This is a genomic window from Paenibacillus apis (assembly GCF_018333295.1).
In the GTDB taxonomy this organism is placed as follows: Bacteria; Bacillota; Bacilli; order Paenibacillales; family Paenibacillaceae; genus Fontibacillus; species Fontibacillus antibioticophila.
The window spans coordinates 206,407-223,712 of record NZ_BORS01000004.1 but is presented as its reverse complement, the minus strand read 5'-3'; the positions used below and the strand labels follow the sequence as shown (position 1 = coordinate 223,712).

Annotated in this window: 20 protein-coding genes; 2 read left to right on the top strand and 18 right to left on the bottom strand. The window is 49.5% G+C overall.

Going from position 1 to position 17,306, the window contains the following annotated elements:
* Positions 1 to 14: 14 nt before the first annotated feature.
* From sucD to KI362_RS07840, 3 genes are all read right to left on the bottom strand, one after another.
* The gene (gene sucD / locus KI362_RS07850; RefSeq protein ID WP_301626193.1) at positions 15 to 944 is read right to left on the bottom strand and encodes a succinate--CoA ligase subunit alpha; all 930 of its coding nucleotides are present in this window, start codon (positions 942 to 944) and stop codon (positions 15 to 17) included.
* Positions 945 to 995: 51 nt separating this feature from the next.
* Positions 996 to 2,156, bottom strand: a complete 1,161-nt coding sequence (gene sucC / locus KI362_RS07845; RefSeq protein WP_044478338.1) for an ADP-forming succinate--CoA ligase subunit beta — start codon at positions 2,154 to 2,156, stop codon at positions 996 to 998.
* A 394-nt stretch (positions 2,157 to 2,550) separates the two neighbouring features.
* The gene (locus tag KI362_RS07840) at positions 2,551 to 2,865 is read right to left on the bottom strand and encodes a hypothetical protein (protein ID WP_301626188.1); all 315 of its coding nucleotides are present in this window, start codon (positions 2,863 to 2,865) and stop codon (positions 2,551 to 2,553) included.
* 413 nt (positions 2,866 to 3,278) lie between these two features.
* Between KI362_RS07840 and KI362_RS07835 the strand changes: the two genes are divergently transcribed.
* Complete coding sequence (locus KI362_RS07835; RefSeq protein WP_301626412.1) at positions 3,279 to 4,874, top strand: YifB family Mg chelatase-like AAA ATPase; 1,596 nt, start codon at positions 3,279 to 3,281, stop codon at positions 4,872 to 4,874.
* Positions 4,875 to 4,909: 35 nt separating this feature from the next.
* On the opposite strand, the gene KI362_RS07830 is transcribed toward KI362_RS07835, so the two are convergent.
* From KI362_RS07830 to KI362_RS07790, 9 genes are all read right to left on the bottom strand, one after another.
* Complete coding sequence (locus KI362_RS07830; RefSeq protein ID WP_301626186.1) at positions 4,910 to 5,323, bottom strand: YraN family protein; 414 nt, start codon at positions 5,321 to 5,323, stop codon at positions 4,910 to 4,912.
* The gene (locus tag KI362_RS07825; RefSeq protein WP_301626184.1) at positions 5,320 to 5,619 is read right to left on the bottom strand and encodes an EscU/YscU/HrcU family type III secretion system export apparatus switch protein; all 300 of its coding nucleotides are present in this window, start codon (positions 5,617 to 5,619) and stop codon (positions 5,320 to 5,322) included. The genes KI362_RS07830 and KI362_RS07825 overlap by 4 nt, the downstream gene beginning before the upstream one ends.
* On the bottom strand, positions 5,616 to 7,622 hold the full coding sequence (locus KI362_RS07820; RefSeq protein WP_301626182.1) for a flagellar hook-length control protein FliK: 2,007 nt from the start codon (positions 7,620 to 7,622) through the stop codon (positions 5,616 to 5,618). The genes KI362_RS07825 and KI362_RS07820 overlap by 4 nt, the downstream gene beginning before the upstream one ends.
* A 54-nt stretch (positions 7,623 to 7,676) precedes the next feature.
* The gene (locus KI362_RS07815) at positions 7,677 to 8,294 is read right to left on the bottom strand and encodes a ribonuclease HII (RefSeq protein WP_044478331.1); all 618 of its coding nucleotides are present in this window, start codon (positions 8,292 to 8,294) and stop codon (positions 7,677 to 7,679) included.
* A gap of 327 nt (positions 8,295 to 8,621) precedes the next feature.
* Complete coding sequence (tnpA, locus tag KI362_RS07810; protein WP_301626180.1) at positions 8,622 to 9,095, bottom strand: IS200/IS605 family transposase; 474 nt, start codon at positions 9,093 to 9,095, stop codon at positions 8,622 to 8,624.
* A 208-nt stretch (positions 9,096 to 9,303) separates the two neighbouring features.
* A complete protein-coding gene (ylqF, locus tag KI362_RS07805) occupies positions 9,304 to 10,191 on the bottom strand; it encodes a ribosome biogenesis GTPase YlqF (RefSeq protein WP_044478330.1) in 888 nt (295 codons plus the stop codon).
* A gap of 15 nt (positions 10,192 to 10,206) precedes the next feature.
* The gene (lepB, locus tag KI362_RS07800) at positions 10,207 to 10,860 is read right to left on the bottom strand and encodes a signal peptidase I (protein ID WP_301626179.1); all 654 of its coding nucleotides are present in this window, start codon (positions 10,858 to 10,860) and stop codon (positions 10,207 to 10,209) included.
* 99 nt (positions 10,861 to 10,959) lie between these two features.
* Positions 10,960 to 11,304: a 50S ribosomal protein L19 gene (gene rplS, locus KI362_RS07795; protein WP_044478328.1), complete on the bottom strand. Its 345-nt coding sequence runs from the start codon at positions 11,302 to 11,304 to the stop codon at positions 10,960 to 10,962.
* Between the two features lie 328 nt (positions 11,305 to 11,632).
* Complete coding sequence (locus tag KI362_RS07790) at positions 11,633 to 11,974, bottom strand: hypothetical protein (RefSeq protein ID WP_301626178.1); 342 nt, start codon at positions 11,972 to 11,974, stop codon at positions 11,633 to 11,635.
* A gap of 214 nt (positions 11,975 to 12,188) precedes the next feature.
* Between KI362_RS07790 and KI362_RS25520 the strand changes: the two genes are divergently transcribed.
* The gene (locus KI362_RS25520) at positions 12,189 to 12,278 is read left to right on the top strand and encodes a putative holin-like toxin (protein WP_222860704.1); all 90 of its coding nucleotides are present in this window, start codon (positions 12,189 to 12,191) and stop codon (positions 12,276 to 12,278) included.
* Positions 12,279 to 12,802: 524 nt separating this feature from the next.
* Here the strand turns inward: KI362_RS25520 and KI362_RS07785 are convergent.
* The 6 genes from KI362_RS07785 to rimM all read right to left on the bottom strand — a co-directional run bounded on the left by KI362_RS07785 (position 12,803) and on the right by rimM (position 17,255).
* Positions 12,803 to 13,621, bottom strand: a complete 819-nt coding sequence (locus tag KI362_RS07785; RefSeq protein ID WP_301626176.1) for a TraX family protein — start codon at positions 13,619 to 13,621, stop codon at positions 12,803 to 12,805.
* Positions 13,618 to 15,204: a M56 family metallopeptidase gene (locus KI362_RS07780; protein ID WP_301626174.1), complete on the bottom strand. Its 1,587-nt coding sequence runs from the start codon at positions 15,202 to 15,204 to the stop codon at positions 13,618 to 13,620. The genes KI362_RS07785 and KI362_RS07780 overlap by 4 nt, the downstream gene beginning before the upstream one ends.
* Before the next feature lies 1 nt (position 15,205).
* Entirely contained in the window at positions 15,206 to 15,565 is a 360-nt protein-coding gene (locus KI362_RS07775; RefSeq protein ID WP_301626172.1) for a BlaI/MecI/CopY family transcriptional regulator, read from the bottom strand.
* Positions 15,566 to 15,730: 165 nt separating this feature from the next.
* Positions 15,731 to 15,880 carry a hypothetical protein gene (locus KI362_RS07770; RefSeq protein WP_158297311.1) on the bottom strand — a complete coding sequence of 50 codons (150 nt, stop codon included), beginning with the start codon at positions 15,878 to 15,880 and terminating at the stop codon, positions 15,731 to 15,733.
* A 108-nt stretch (positions 15,881 to 15,988) separates the two neighbouring features.
* Positions 15,989 to 16,735, bottom strand: coding sequence for a tRNA (guanosine(37)-N1)-methyltransferase TrmD (gene trmD / locus KI362_RS07765; RefSeq protein ID WP_212938612.1), 747 nt, complete (start codon positions 16,733 to 16,735; stop codon positions 15,989 to 15,991).
* Between the two features lies 1 nt (position 16,736).
* Positions 16,737 to 17,255, bottom strand: a complete 519-nt coding sequence (rimM, locus tag KI362_RS07760) for a ribosome maturation factor RimM (protein ID WP_301626168.1) — start codon at positions 17,253 to 17,255, stop codon at positions 16,737 to 16,739.
* Positions 17,256 to 17,306: the final 51 nt, after the last annotated feature.

Genomic DNA, 17,306 nt, shown 5'->3' with positions numbered 1-17,306 from the left:
CATGTTGCAACAGCCTATCTGGCCTGACAGGCTTGCAGGATCCCTTTTTCCTCCAGCACCCGAACCAGCGTTGAGCCCATTTCTGAAGGAGTTGGAGCTACCGTAATCCCGCATTCCTCCAGCTTTTCAATCTTCTCCTTGGCCGTGCCCTTGCCCCCGGAAATGATCGCTCCCGCATGACCCATCCGTTTACCTGCCGGAGCTGTTGCCCCGCCAATAAATCCGACAACCGGCTTGGTCATATGATCCCGGATCCATTCCGCAGCCTCTTCTTCGGCTGTCCCGCCGATTTCGCCGATCATGATGACCGCATGGGTATTCTCGTCCTCATTAAAACGCTGCAGAATATCGATAAATTCCGAGCCCTTCACCGGATCTCCGCCAATGCCCACCGCCGAGGATTGACCGATCCCGCGGGTCGTTAACTGGTGAACCGCCTCATAAGTCAGCGTGCCGCTGCGGGATACGACACCTACATGCCCGGGGAGATGGATATAGCCCGGCATAATGCCGATTTTGCACTCTCCAGGTGTGATTACCCCCGGACAGTTCGGCCCGATCAGCACCGTTTTCTTTCCCTCCATATACCGCTTTACCTTGACCATATCAAGCACCGGGATGCCTTCCGTGATGCAGATTACGAGTTCCATCTCGGCTTCGACCGCCTCCAGAATCGAATCTGCAGCCGCCGCAGGAGGCACATAAATTACGCTGGCCGTTGCGTCCGTTGCCTCCTTCGCTTCACGAACTGTGTTGAATACAGGCAGACTTACGGTCTCTCCGTTTTCGAGGGCGATATCCACCTGGGTTCCGCCCTTTCCTGGCGAGGTGCCGCCGACCATTTGCGTACCGTAATCCAAAGCCCCTTTGGCATGAAATAATGCCGTTTTACCTGTAATTCCTTGGGTAATAACCCGGGTATGTTTACCGATCAATATACTCATCTAAAAATACCTCCCCTAATATAGAACAGGTGATATGGTGATGTTCAACGGTCAGGAAACCAAGGCGACGATCTTCTGCGCGCCATCAGCCATAGAATCCGCCGATACGATCGCAAGCCCTGACTCTCCCAATATTTTCTTGCCAAGCTCGACATTGGTTCCTTCCAGACGCACCACCAGCGGACGGTCCAGCTCTACTTGCTTGGCAGCTTCAACGATCCCCGAAGCAATCACATCGCATTTCATGATCCCGCCGAAGATGTTGACGAATATCCCTTTTACCTTCGAGTCGGATAAAATAATTTTAAACGCTTCAGTAACCTTCTCTGCTGTCGCGCCGCCCCCGACATCCAGGAAATTGGCCGGGTCTCCGCCATAATATTTAATAATGTCCATCGTGGACATCGCAAGGCCCGCTCCGTTCACCATGCAACCGATGTTGCCGTCCAGTGCGATATAACTCAAATCGTACTTGGAGGCTTCAATCTCCTTGACATCCTCCTCTTCCAGATCACGCAGCGCCACAATCTCAGGATGGCGATACAAGGCATTCGCATCAAAGTTCAGCTTGGCATCCAGCGCCATAACCTTCCCGTCTCCGGTCACAACCAACGGATTGATCTCCGCGATGGAGCAATCCTTATCCATAAATGCTTCATAAAGAGCCAGCATGAACCGGGCTGCTTCCTGGATAAGCTCCTTCGGAATATTTATGGCAAAAGCCAATCTTCGGGCCTGGAAGGCTTGAAGTCCGATAGCAGGATCTATAATCTCTTTTATGATTTTCTCAGGCGTATGTGCGGCAACTTCCTCGATTTCGGTGCCGCCTTCCTCTGAAGCCATCATAACGACTCGTCCGGTTCCACGATCTACAACCACACCTACGTAGTATTCCTTCTTAATATCGCATCCTTGTTCGATCAGCAGGCGCTTGACCTCTTTCCCTTCCGGCCCTGTCTGATGCGTGACCAGCACTTTGCCAAGAATGTCATCCGCATATGTACGGACCTCCTCCAAGCTCTTTGCCACCTTGACGCCGCCGGCCTTTCCGCGGCCTCCGGCATGGATTTGAGCCTTGACAACCACAACGGGACTGTTCAGCGCCTCCGCGGCAGCTACCGCTTCATCTACAGAAAATGCGACTCGTCCCTCCGGAACGGCAACTCCATACTGTTTAAGCACTTCTTTTCCTTGATATTCGTGGATATTCATACTTGGAATCCTCCTGTCACAGGCGGTATTAGAGGTAAAGCCTTATTAGATAAAACCCAACCCATTGTATCATGTTTTTAAAACGCTTTCCTTAAAAAGTTCATGATTTATACACAACTTTTTAATATGGATATTATCTCATTTCGAGAACGATCAGAGGGTGACGTCCTTCCAATTTTAAAAAGGCTTATTCCTTGCTAAAATAGTCGTATTTCCAGAAAAAATAAGAGATGCCGTCGATCCTTGCTGCACTTCAATCTGGAAAATGCAATGTATATTGATATCAATTAGGTATCACTCTCATAGCTTTGGAGCACCTGTACTGCTTGCAAATTAATTTATTCCCCTGTGAGCTTGTAACTTGATTTTCTGAAATCTATCTATGTGTACATGTTCAAATAATCAATTTTTGATTTAGGAGCGCCTGCTTCACCCGCTCCGCGCGTCGCAGGGCCGCTTTCCACTCCTGCATCCCATCTGCTGCGCACCGCAGGGTCACGTTCCACTCCTGCTTCACACCCGCTACGTCGTAGGATCTCGCTCGTGCAGTTGCTTCGGCGGTCCCTCGATCTTGCGGATGCTCCACCGATCCCTCGATTGCGCACTGCTTCGCTGGTCCCCTCATCGTGCGGCTGCTTCGCCGATCCTCTAACGGACATTTTGGATTGTTAGCGAGCCTTTTCGGACTGTTTTGATCGCTAACGGACATTTTCGCCACTTAGAATGCTCAATCCCCCCTTTCCCCTTCAAATCTGCTAGCTAAGTGCACAAAATGTCCGTTACAATTCCATCATCATCAGTAATCAGTTCTAAGAAGACGTAATGTCCGTTAAAAATCGGAGAAGCGGAGGATCAAGAGGATCCTTCGACATCGAATGAGTCTCTTGAATCACTTCGCGATCAAAAGATGACTTTTTGAACAACCACTTTTAATCCCTGAATGAATTGACAATTAAGCTGGAAGCAACTAGGATACCAATAGAGAATCATTAGAGAGTCAATAGAGAGTCAATAGAGAATCAGTAGAGTATCATAAGAGAATCACGGAAGTAAGGAAGCACCTTTTTCCCTTTGAACCGGCCAAAGCCGAATGAATTCAATGGAAGAAGGTGTATTTTTGTGTTGTATAGCAAAGTGTCCAGCGCATGTCTGTACGGTATTGATGGAGTTATGATTGAAGTAGAGGTCGATCTGGCGAGCGGGATTCCCCAGACCACGGTGGTGGGACTTCCGGATTCGGCGATCCGGGAGGCGGTTGAACGGGTACGATCTGCGATCAAAAACTGCGGGTTCACCTTTCCCATGCAGCGAATAACGATCAATCTTGCGCCTGCCGATATTCGCAAGGAAGGTACCGCCTTTGATCTGGCTATCGCCATCGGCCTGCTTGCCGCAAGCGGACAAGTCCAGTTGCCGGGCCTAGACCGGCTCCTGATCATTGGCGAGCTGGCACTTGACGGCGCGCTACGCCCTGTTCCAGGCGTCCTTGCCATGGTGGATCTGGCGAGAAGGAATGGATTTCATGCCGTGCTTGTGCCTGAAGGCAACGTTCAGGAAGCGTTGCTGTTGGAAGGGATGACCATTTATGGCCTTCAACATTTGAAGCAGCTTCTGCCGGAAAGTGACTTAGATCACGGCAAGCAGGAACAAGCCAGCGCCGCTGATTCGGCAACATGGGAACGCTTGATCCGCCAGCCGACACGGGAAAGGGATGCATCAGCTCCGGCGGCAGAGCCCTCCAGCATAGCCGAGGATTACTGTGATGTGTTGGGACAGCATCATGTCAAACGGGCGCTTACCATTGCCGCTGCAGGGATGCATAATCTGCTGCTAATAGGACCTCCGGGCACGGGCAAGACGATGCTGATTCGCAGGCTTCCGGGCATCCTCCCCGCCCTTTCTCCCGAGGAGTCGCTGGAGGTCACGAAAATTTACAGCGCGGCTGGTCTGTTGCGCCAGCATACCGGCGGTCTATTGACCACGCGGCCCTTTCGCTCGCCACATCATACAATTTCTGCAGGCGGGCTGATTGGCGGAGGAGGCATTCCCAAGCCGGGAGAGGTCAGCCTGGCTCATCGAGGGGTGCTGTTTCTGGATGAACTGCCCGAATTCTCGCGGACAGCTCTAGAGGTGCTGAGACAACCGCTGGAGGAAAGACGGGTTACGATTAGCCGTTCCCGCGCAGCATTTACATTTCCAGCTCATTTTCTGTTAACCATTAGTCTTAATCCTTGCCCGTGCGGCTTTTTTGGCAATGAGCCCCCACAGCAGCTCTGCACGTGCTCTCCTTATCGAATTGCGCAGTATCGGGAGAAAATTTCGGGGCCATTGCTTGACCGGATCGATATGCATGTGGAGGTTCCAAGACCGCCGAAATGGCAGCACGATCCTGAGCCGCGATCCTCCGGCGAGATGCGAATGGAGGTAGAGAAAGCTGTGAGCATTCAGTTAGAACGTTATGCCGGGTCGCCTTATCGCCGCAATGGCGAGCTTAGCGGCGCGGCTCTGCGGCGGACTGCACGAATACTGCCGGAAGCAGAGCAATTATTGCAGGCTTCCTTTGGCGCACTCGGGCTCAGTATGCGGGCCTATGACCGTATCATCAAGCTGTCGCGAACGATCGCCGATTTGGAGGCTTCCAGCGACATCAAATCCGAGCATATTGCAGAAGCGATCCAGTACCGTTGTCTGGACCGCCGCAGCCCAAGCGCCTCCTGAAGGATTCGGCTAGCACTACTATTGCCTAGTAGGTATTAAAATGAAGCTATGTAATGCTCCAGGGATTCAACCTTCATGTCCGGTCCCAGCACAATTCCGATCAGATCAAATCTCACATTGGAAGTGCTGGCTCCGTGCTGGAGCAAATAGACGGCGGCCGTATCCCTGACCTGCCGAATTTTGCGCGGGGTCATCGATTCAGCCGGAGTTCCGAAGCCCATGCTTCGACTGCTTCGGCTGCGGACCTCCACAATGACAAGCATTCCGTTCTTTTTGGCAATAATATCAAGCTCACCGCTCCGGCAACGCCAATTCCGTTCTATAATAAGATAGCCTTCCTTGAGCAAGTATTGGGCCGCACGCTCCTCGGCTTCCCGTCCGCGAAGCTTGCGGCCATCTTTGATTGAACCTCCCGATCCTTCCCTCGGCCCCAACGTCCCGCCGCTCATCTTAATCTGCCTCCTGCATACCGGTCTGCCCGGTAAATAAAGCTCAATATTTCGGCCACCAAATTATAGAGCTCGGGCGGAATCTGACGGTCCAGATCCAGCTTGGACAATACTTCTACCAATGCAGCATCCTCCTGAACCGGAATTTCATGCTCGCGAGCCAGGTCCAGGATACGCTCCGCAAGATAACCGGTCCCTTTCGCTGCCAGGACAGGAGCATCGTTTTGTGCAGGATCATATTTTAGCGCAACCGCCTTCTTGAGTGAGGAGTTCCTCTTCTTGTCCTGCTCGCTCATATGCGGTAATCGACTCCTTTGTACGGGGTAGGAGCATAGGTCATGGATCGGCCTAATTCAAGAGTAGAACCTTCAGCTTCCATGGACGTGATAAGCGGCTCTGTCTTCAGGGAGAGCAACTGATATCCCGCTCCATTCAGCGCCTGCTCGATGTCCTCATTTTTTGTCTCCAGATAGGCTCCCACTGCTTCATCCTCGGTAAGGATTCTCAAGATGACCTTCCGGTCAGCAACCTGCACATCGACCATGAGCTGTCCTAATGCTTTCATTTGCAGATCAAACCACAGTCGGCAATTCGCTGCATCCAGCTCTCCCTTGCGTCCGCGACGGGCTTCAATCTGGACGGAAGCCGTCTCTTCGCCGTTCGGACCGGTAAAGGGCAGAAACATCGTTACCTGCGCAAATGGCGTGGTCCGATCTGTGGTGAGCAGCAGCTGTTGTCCGGTCAGCTGCTGTACGATTTGCCGGGCCGCTTCTCTGAGCGGCTCGGGCAGTTGGTCTGCTGCGGCGGCTTGCAGCAGCAGGCCTTTTAGTGTGTCACGGACGGCGGCGGCCTCATCCCCGCCAACGTCCGTGAATGCCAGCGCTGCAGCAGCCGCAGGCTGCACTTGCGCTGGCAAAGGCGCGGCGGCAGCGGCTTGCGCTTGCTGCGCTGCCGCGGTGGCGACGGCGGGCTGTGCAGCCGCCGCCGTCGTTGTTGCCTGCTGCTGCGCCTGCGGCGGCAGCGAGGCACCCGGCGCAGCCTGGCCCGTGGCCTGCGGCGCCTGAGGCGCGCCAGCGGCCTTGCCATCGGCGGCCGCTGCGCGCAGCACTTGCTGCTCGTGCTCCGCACCGAGCAGCTTTAGCACGCGCCCCACCCACGACTCCGTCTGGGGCTGGGGGCGCGCTCCCGGCGAAGCTGCCGCAGGCGCTTCGCCATCCATGGCCGCCGATGCCATGCCGGCGGCCATGGGCCCTTCTGCGGCTGCCTGCTTACCGGCAGCCGCAGAAGCAGTCGCAGCGCCCTGCGTAAGCGCGGCGCCCTTCAGCTCCGTGAGCACCTGCTGCAGCTTCTGCAGCAGCTCACGGCCATCTCCCTTGGCCGCTGCGGCCATCTGGCGGCCAGCTTCCGGCAGAGCAGTCCCTTCTGCCGGAGTTGCAGCGGCCTGGCCTGGAGCAGCAGGAGGCGCTGCCTCTTCCTGCATCTGCGACAGGCCGGAGCCCGAAGCCGCCGTCATCATCCCCGGCGCTGCCTGATTTCCCGTGTTCCCGGCAGCTTGACCGTCCACAGTTCTTACTGCATTAGCGTTTGCGGCAATGCTTTCCCCTTGAGCAAGAAGACTTCCTGTAGGGTTTGCAGCGGTTCCAGGACCTGATCCAGTCCCTGCTGCTGATCCTTTTTGGCCTTCGCCCCCCTGTGCATTCATCTGACTAAGCAAAGCTGTAAGTTGCTCCTCCAAGGAAGATAACAGCACATGAAGCTGAGGACCAAACACCGCTTGGTGCAGTCCGGAAACCGTCTCCGCCGTGAGCGGCAATGACCGGCTTAAGGCAATCCCTGCGGACTGAATCCATTCGGATAAATTCACCGATGCGGGCTTTTGAGCATTTAACGCCGACAGCTGGGCCAGATTCTCCTTGGTCAAAGGAATTCCGGCCGACTGCATCATCTGCAGAAGCTCCTGGTTTGCTGGAGTATTATCCATCCCCAGAGCTGCCAATGCCTTGGAAAGCCCGGCTCCGGTCAGCTCTCCATTCATCGCACTCTGAATCGGCTTTAACCGCATCATTCCGTCCTCTGCCTGCGGCTGCACTTGAAGGAGCGTGGTCTGGCCTGGCTGGAGAGGAGTCTCAAGAGTTGCATGAAGCCTGACGCCCTGCACGTTAAGTACGGCTTCCTGTCCGTCTTCAGAGACGCTCAGCACCGTCCCGCGAACAACCTGCCCGGCTTTCAGCTCCAAAGTTTTAGGCGTTCCCGGCTTAATTTCCCCTGCCATCGCCCGTATAATCGGTCCAATACTCATGCTCTCCCCCTAGTCATTACGATATATAAAACCCGCCGGCAATAGGCGGGTCATTTAAAACAAAGTCTGTTCCTCAATAAACAGGTTTGTCATAAAGCTCTTCCGATGCATCGGAGTAGGTCCCAGCGCCTGAATCTGCTCACGATGGAACTTCGTCGCATAACCCTTATGTGTGCCAATTCCATATTCCGGGTACATGGCATCCCACTCCCCTTTGCACAATCTGTCACGCGTGACCTTCGCCACGATCGAAGCCGCCGCAATCGACTGGCTCGTTGCATCTCCCTTGATCAAGGAAGCTTGCGGAATTTCCATATCAATCCGTTCCGCATCGATCAGCAGAAGGTCCGGCGCAAGCGAAAGCTGCCCGACAGCCTGCTTCATAGCCAGCCTGGTGGCCTGTTTTATATTTATCCGGTCAATCGTCTCAGCGTCTGCATACCCGATACCGACGGCCAAAGCTTTACTCATAATGATGTCATATAACTTCTCGCGCTTCTTCTCACTTAGCTTCTTAGAGTCTGTAACTCCCTCCAGCACCAGCCTTTGGGGCAAAATAACAGCCGCTGCTACAACATCGCCAAACAGGCATCCCCGGCCAACCTCGTCAATACCGGCAATATGCCGGTATTGCTGCCAGTACTCCCGCTCATGAACTAACAAATCGTCCATAATGCCACCTCACTCCCAACTCTCTCTACAAGTAACTTATCATAGATGTCAATATCAAGTCATTTTTCAAGTTATTTGGCATTCCGGCAATACAACAGCCTAATGAGCACAAGTCTACTCATTATCGGCTCTATAGTATATGTATCGGCATTCTGCATCTGTTTTTGTAAGCTTTGCGTAAAAAAATCAGGACCACCCGTCCAACGGGTGGTTTGCTCTTGGGGTATAACCCCCTGTTGCCAAACTGCGCCTAAAGACGCTAGCCTGACAGCAAATCTGTTCAGGCTCAGTGTTATTTGTCTCTTTCACTTACCAGTCAAACTGGTTTTACTTCTTTTTGCTCCGATTACTACTAAATGGATCTTCGTATTCTTTTACACTCAACTTGTCTACCGCTTGATCATGTGCCTCTTGCTCACGTATATACTTCCTTACGGTTGCTTCGTTCAGCCCCACTGTACTTACATAATAGCCTTCTGCCCAAAACTTTCGATTTCCGTATTTATACTTTAATTGGGCGTGCTTTTCGAAGATCATCAGTGAACTTTTCCCCTTCAGATATCCCATGAATGAGGATACCGAAATCTTCGGTGGGATGGCCACCATCATGTGTACATGATCTGGCATCATATGACCTTCTAGAATCTCCACTCCCTTGTACTTGCATAGTCGTTTCATGATTTCGATCAAATCTTTTCTCACTTGATTATAGATCTCTTTCCGTCTATACTTCGGGGTGAGCACAATGTGGTATTTGCACATCCACTTGGTGTGCGCAAGACTGTAGTTCTTGTTTGCCATCTAAGACCATTCCTTTCAATTGAGCCTGAACATCTCAATTCTATCGGTTTGGTCTTAGTGGTCAAACCCTTGATTCCTCCACCCGCATAGCGGGTGGTTTTTTGTTTCGCACGCTTCGCGAGCTCAACTGGCTAAAGCCTAAACAAAACAGAGTCAGCTTCTTCGGCTGACTCTGTCTCTACGCACATTATTCTTCTAGAACCCGCACTTATAGCAGAGCCGGGTTGTTCAGATGAAACGGTGCCTCAAGCGTGTATCTCCCAAGCTTGCCTGATCTCAGCTCTCGGAGGAATATTCCGGATGCCTTTTCCAGATCTACCCGTCCACCGCTTACAATACATCCCCGTTTACGCCCGATGGCTTCCATCACAGCCACAATTTCATCCGGATTGTCGGGATCTTGAGGCTGCTCCTTCAGATCAAAGCGCTCACTGAGCGCCTCCCAATAATACTGAACCAGATATTTCACGCCAAAAAACGCAATATCCTCAAGATTCAGAATTTCTTCCCGAATCGCGCCGGTTACCGCAAGCCGGTAGCCTACATTTTGATCCTCGAACTTCGGCCACAGAATCCCGGGTGTATCAAGCAGTTCCAATTCAGTACCGATCTTAATCCATTGCTGTGCCTTGGTCACACCCGGACGATCGCCGGTCGCTGCAATATTTTTGCCAGCCATCCGGTTGATCAGCGTGGACTTTCCGACATTGGGAATACCAACGATTAAGGCCCGTATCGCGCGCGGATTCATTCCCTTCGCAATCTGGCGCTCGATCTTCTCCCGCATTAATTCCTTTGCCTTAACAGGGATCTCTTTGATGCCTTGTCCACTGGATGCGTCCACCTGGATAGCAGCATGACCTTCCTCACGGAAATATTCGATCCACTCTCGTGTCACCGAAGGATCTGCCAGATCCGCTTTGTTCAGCACGATCAGACGAGGCTTTCCCTGCAAAATATCGTCGATCATCGGGTTTCGGCTCGACAAGGGGAGTCTGGCATCGATCAGCTCAATGACTAGATCCAGCAGCTTAAGCTTTTCCTCAATCTGCCGCCTTGCCCTGGTCATATGCCCGGGAAACCATTGTATTGTCATGATTGTATATCACCTCTAGTTCCCGTAATTATGTTTTACGAATTCAAAATCCTGCATCGGCCAGAATACGAGATCCGCACGGCCAATGATATCGCTATACGGAACAAACCCGATTCTCCGGCTGTCCGTACTGTCCGGACGATTGTCACCCATGACAAACACATAGCCCTCCGGCACCGTTCCATCAGGAACAAATTCATTAGGAAAATTGGATGTGGGATTGTTTTGCCTGCTGTTATACAGCTCGTTGTTGGCGTGTTTTTCATCCAATACGTCCTGGATATAGACTTCCTCGATGACTTCACCGTTAATCTTCACGGTATCGCCGTCCACCTCCACGGCATCTCCAGGCACACCGATAACGCGCTTAATGAAATCGCGTCCTTCCGTAGGCACATGGAATACCACGACCTCGCCAAACTTTGGATCCCGTATGTCATAAATGATCTTATTAACGATAATCCGCTCCCCAGTATGGAAATTCGGCTGCATGGAAGGACCGTCTACAATAAAAGGGGCAAAGAAAAGCCAGCGGATCACGAGCACTAAAGCGACAGCGATCACGATAGCCTTCAGCCACTCCAGCGCCTCGCTCTTCCCTTGCTTGGGCGGGTTCTCGGGGGATTCTTCCGGCTGGACCGGTTGTTCAGACTCTGATAAATGCTCCATGTTTCCTGACCTCGCTTTGTCATAAAATATGTATCGACTCTTATATTTAAAGACAACAAAGGGGCTTGATCAAACAAGCCCCTTTTGTTCGTTAATGAATTAACGACGTACTTCTTTAATTCTCGCTGCTTTACCGCGAAGTTCACGAAGATAGTACAGCTTCGCACGACGCACTTTACCACGGCGAGCCACTTCGATTTTATCGATTTTCGGGGAATGAAGCGGGAAAGTTCTTTCCACGCCTACACCGTTGGAAATTTTACGAACTGTAAAAGTTTCGCTGATTCCTCCGCCACGACGCTTAATTACAACACCTTCAAACAGCTGGATACGTTCACGAGTTCCTTCGATAACCTTAACGTGTACTTTCAAAGTATCACCAGGACGAAAGCTCGGAATATCCTTACGAAGTTGTTCTTGCGTAATCGCTTGAACGATATTCATCTAGGACTCCCTCCTTCCACTCAGGTGTTCATGCCTCTTCCGGAAAACCCTCTGTTTTCCCTCATCATCCGCAGCGGACCACCGAATTCACAACAAAAGTAATAATATCATATTTACAAGCTCATCGCAAGAAATATTGCACGTTCTTCAAGCCATAATAAATGGGGCTTTTCTTCATTATTAAGAAGGAATTGAACACTAACTTTTCATTCCACTAAATAAAATTATAGGGGGTTCAATAAAAAGAGTAAAGTGTTCAAGCGAATTTTTGAAGATAGAGTTCATCTAATCCATTATAAATATAAACTAATTAGCAAAAAGTTATTCATCAAATCAAACCTTTTACCCGTATCCGCTGCCATAAATAGACTGTTGGATCACTAACCAGACTAACCTTTAATTGTACATATCCAAGTGTAACGCCTTTAAATGTACATGTCGCACCGTCTTGACTTGTTATCTCTCCCAATGCAGTTGAACTTGTCTGATCGTCCACTACATCAGAATCACCGCTAAATGTAATCTGCTTGCCTACCAGATAGGAGGTAGCATATTCAATCAAGCGAGAACCATAATTTAATACATCTTCTAGCTCCTTATAAAATTGTACGAAATCACTCTTAATAGATTTATATTTATCAAAACAAAAGAAGCAGCATTTCAGCTCCATATTTTCATTATCGTGAATCACGATTTTAGATGTCGCAAATCACAACTTCCGAAACTCAATCACATTTGGCTATTGGGTTAGACAAAACAAAAAGAAGTAACCAATATTCCAATCTGGAATATCTTCTACTCCTCTACAATAAAACATACTATAATTTAACAAGCGATAGAATAGGCTTACAAGGGCGGTCGGCTAACCTCTCGGAAGGGAGGTGATGCCTGTGGAAGTATACCAATCATTGACGCTAATGATCTCATTTGCGACACTCGTTGTACTTATACTTTCTTTCCACAACAAAAAGTAGGCCGCCCTGGACAAGGTAAATGGCCTACTTTTTGTCATTCATCCCTTTATTAAAGCCTGATCGCCAGTTTAAACGAACGTTTAGATATTTTCAATCCATTTTTATCGAATTGTATTTTTTACTTTTAAAACTCAGAATTCAAACATACCATTTTCCCATTTACGTGCCTGTATAGCAAGCCCCAAGCTTATCACTAAATCATCATGATTGCGAATCTCCACCGCTCCCACTGGCAACTTCAGAACCGCGATAACCTTTACCAATCCATTTATGGAGCGTATCAGGTAGGAATATTATTCAAACGCTTAAGTATCTTTCCTTGGTCGAATACATTCCGTCCACTCGTTTTAAAAGCTTCTGTGTGGGTAGAGGGAAACTCCGTTTGAAAGTCCTCCTTGCTCATTGAACTAAGTTTCCATAGCCTCCAACACAGCATTGGAAGTGTAGCCCCTGCCTTGGATAGCCGTTTTTCTTCGGATGTATACAAATCAATACATAGGATAATTTTCTGACATCGCCGATTGTCATACAAAAGGAACCCTTAAATATCCTATCACAGCTAAAACAATCAAATGAAGCGGATAGAATATGTACATGAACCATTGAAATCTCCTGCCAGTATCTCCTTTTTCACCTGAATAAAAGCAAATTGCCAGAATACCAAGAAAGGGTCCGAGTATATTCAGAATACAGGTTCGTAGCAGATCCAAATTCTCCAGTGTATAAGCAACCAATCTATAGCGCGCAAGGACAAGCATGGGAATAAAGAGCAGAGTCCTTTGCCAAACCGGGCGGTTTCGCAATACGTAAAACATAAAGATAATAAAGATGTATCCCTCGCTGCCTTCAAACTGAAACAGACGCGCCAGAGCCCCGGCCAGGATGATGAACCCGATTGCAAGCCGCTTATGTCCTTTCCCCTTACATTCTTCATAACCCCAAAGTGCGAGTAACCCCAATCCCAATGTAAACAGGATATTAAAGGGGACCGCCCTCCAATCCCCGGCAATACCATACAATCGATTTTCTGCCAGATTGAACAGAATATAAGGAATTTGCGCCAGAATCGCAGTGGAGAAAATGCGCAAGATATACTTTTGGATGTTTCTGGTATGTAAGAACCCCTCGACAATACAAAACATAAACACAGGCGCTGCTACTCGGCCAAAATACATCAGAACATGTGGAACCCACGACATTATCCATATGCTCAAATTTTCCAGACCAATAGAAGCAAATCTATCCGCCACAGGAACAATAGCATCTGATAACGGGAAAATACGTATAAAATGATCAAAGAACATAGAGATCAGCGCCAGAATCTTCAACTGTTTACTGTTCATCTGAAGAAGCCTTGTTCCGTACCCTCTTCAACGTCCGTAGTCTGCTCAACCACAGGAGAATTTGAGGCAGAGTCCGTATCATAGCGGTTTCGCTGTATCTCCTTCGTTCGGCGATCAAATTCGGCATCTCCCTCTTTTAGCACCATTACAGATGTAATTTGACCCAGACGATCCCGGTGTACAGCAATATCCACTGCGCCCTGCTCCCGTGTCTGCACCGAGCCGAGCATTTCATCCTCATAGGTTCTTACTGCTTCTCCATTGTAAACATAAAATCCGTCCTGCCCCCGGGTAATGCCTTCTTTGGCATACTCCTCCAGCACCTCATCTTCCATCAGACTAAGATCAACTACTAACCGGAAAGCTCCCTTTTCTACGTTAAATTCTCTTGCCAGTGCTGATTTAACCTCCCGGACAATAATATCAGGATCATGAGAAGTATCCGCTCGCAGCACATCCAAAATGGCTATATCAGCACGCTGCCTTGCGTTTTCACCTAATGAGATATCTCTTGCAAGCTCCGCCTTGACTGCCCACCTTGAGGAATCACTGCTGCAATAACTGCTCAGGTACGACGAAAAGGGGGCTTGCGCTCCGGTTGCAAACACAACTGTGCTAGCCAGAACAAACAGTATAGAAACCGATAGAACAAAGGCGGTTGCCTTCTTGTAGCTTAAAACATTTTGAATGCGACGCTCTACTTCTGTCTTGGAAAAGGCGCTATAAAGCAGTGCCGGGCGGCTGCCGGTGATTGCCATGGTGAGAAGGCTCGACGCATAGCTTTTCCGTTCGTCCGCACCAGTCTTTCTGAGTACAGCAGCATCACAAGCAGCTTCCAAATCCGAGGCCAGGCTCTTTGACATGAGCCACACCAGGGGATTATACCAGTGCAGGCATAATGCAAGCAGCATGACTGCCTTCAGCCAATTATCTCTGCGCTTGATATGCATTGTTTCATGAGTAAGTATATGCCGCAGAAGCTGATGGTTGCGGAAATCTATGCTCGCCGGCAGATAAATCTTGGGGTGTAAAATACCGCACACAAGAGGAGAAGCAACTTGATCATTCGTGAATACTAAAACATGCCCCATTCCCATGTCCCTAAGAATGGTGTTGATGCTTTGATTATGCTCGACTAACAGGCTGTTCTTCAATTTCCTGGAATACTGAAGCTTTTGATATTGCATTACTCCCGCTGTGGCGGCACCCCCTAATCCGTATATAACCGCCAAAACAGTCCACCAGTTTACCATCAAGTGGTCGGAGCTCTCCGTAGTATAGGCCACAGCTTCCGAAGCACTTACATCTGTGGTGACTGTTCCTTCCATAAGTCCACTTACATAGATGCTTGAGCTGTCTGAAAGCTCCTGCTGCTGCTGCCATTCAGGCACCGTCGCGCTAATCGGACTGGACAGTGAAAACGGAAACAGCAACCGAATAAGCACTACGCCCCACAACAGCGGAAACACAAACTTTGGCAAGCGATCTCGCAGAAAGCTTCTAAGCAGCAACACGATAATAATCATAGCACTGCCATACAAAGCGATCAGATACAGCGGCATATCCATCCTGAAGTGCAGCATATTATTTCGCCTCCTTGATCAGCTTGGCAAGCCGTTTGGCTTCCTCTTCTGAAATGCCCTGATTTTTAAGAAAAGCTGAAAAGAACAATTCACTGGAGCCGCCAAACATTTTATCAATTAACTGCTCCGTTTCACTCTGCTGTACTTCGTCTCTCGTAACCAGCGGCTTACATACAAATCCAGGCTCTTCCCGATCAATAGCACCCTTTTCAATACACTTTTTGATCACCGTATAAGTAGTGTTCTTATTCCAACCTACACGCTCCGTTAATATATCTACGATATCCCGGGCAGTCATAGCTCCATGTTCCCACAAAACCTCCATCACCTTAAGCTCCGAATCAAAAAGCTTATTATTCATAAAGTCATCTTCATCTCCTCTAAGACTATTGCAGTAGTCTGCTTTATATCCACAGACTATCGCAATAGTCTCGAGTTGTCAATATGTGACTGATCAGAAAGTTCAAGGCATAAAAGAGGCGGTTCAGAAGTCAATTTTACTGACCTCCGAACCGCCTCTCGTTATTTAGTGCCTATTGCTATAGAAGTTTAAAATATCATCCACAGTAATCAGGGGCTCTTCCTCCTCCTGAATTCCTGTATCTTTGGTAGGTTGCTGCTGGCCACCCAGTGTGGCCTGCGCTTGCTCCATTTCGGAACTGTACTCCATATCCATCTATACTTCCTCCTTGCTGCCTTGAAATCATGCCAATTTTTATTACCCAACTTTGCATGATATGCAACAACATAAAGAAAGTTGACAGCTTTCTATGCTTCAACGAAATTAATGCTCCTCGTCTATTTGCAGCTCCTCCAGCCATTGCCGCTCTTTTGGCGAAAGCTCCATTCGTTCCAGCAGATCAGGGCGTCTAAGCCATGTTCTTCGCAACGCTTCCCGCCGCCGCCAGTCCTCGATGTTGGCATGATGACCGCTGAGTAAAATATCCGGCACCTTCCAGCCGCGAAATTCTACCGGCCGTGTGTAATGCGGGTATTCCAGCAGTCCTGTGCTGAATGAATCCGTTACCGCGCTTAACTCATTGCCGAGCACGCCCGGCAGAAGCCGCGTAATACTGTCAATGATGACCATGGCCGGAACCTCCCCTCCGGTCAGCACGTAATCGCCAATGGACAGCTCGTCCGTCACCAAATGCTCGCGAATCCGCTCATCATATCCCTCATAGTGTCCGCAAATAAAAATCAGATGCTCTTCACGCGCAAGCTCCTCTGCTTTACGCTGTGTAAAGGTCTCTCCTTGCGGGCACATCAAGATAATCCGAGGGACCGTTCCTTGCTCCGTCCGACCCAGCAAATCCTCAACCGCACGAAAAATCGGGTCTGGCTTTAGTACCATCCCGCCTCCGCCGCCATACGGCGTATCATCAACTGTCCCATGCTTATTGCCTGCATATTGACGGAAATTAACGGCTGACAGCGACACAATGCCCTTTTCCTGAGCCTTGCCTAAGATACTGCTCGTAAATACGCCCTCAAACATTTCCGGAAACAGTGTCAGCACATCCATCCGCATGCTACAACAGCCCTTCCATCAAGTGGATCTTGACCAGCTTGGATTCAACATCGACATCCAGCACCACATCATCGATGACAGGAATAAGCAGCTCTTGACGATTCGGCATCTTTACAACCCAAACATCATTTGCCCCGGGACGCAGGATATCCTGAATGACGCCAAGCTCCTTTCCTTCGTCATCAACCACATTGCAGCCGATAATTTCATGGAAATAGTATTCATTTTCCGGCAATTCTACGCTTTCTTCCTTGGATACCTTCACCTCGTATCCCTTGTATTTCTCAACTTGATTAATATTATTGAATTCCGCAAATTGGACGATATACATCTGTTTATAAGGTCTTGAAGCAGCTACGGTAACTGTAATCTGCTCACCATGCTCCGGATGCATAATTAGAAGCTTCGCCTTTGGCGCAAAGCGCACCTCCGGGAAATCGGTCTGCAGCCAAATTTTCAGTTCACCGCGAATTCCGTGCGTATTAACAATTTTCCCCACTGACAATAATGAATCTGACATAGTTACCTCCTAAAATACTCTCTAGCTCCGTTTCATTCAGCTTCAGCATGT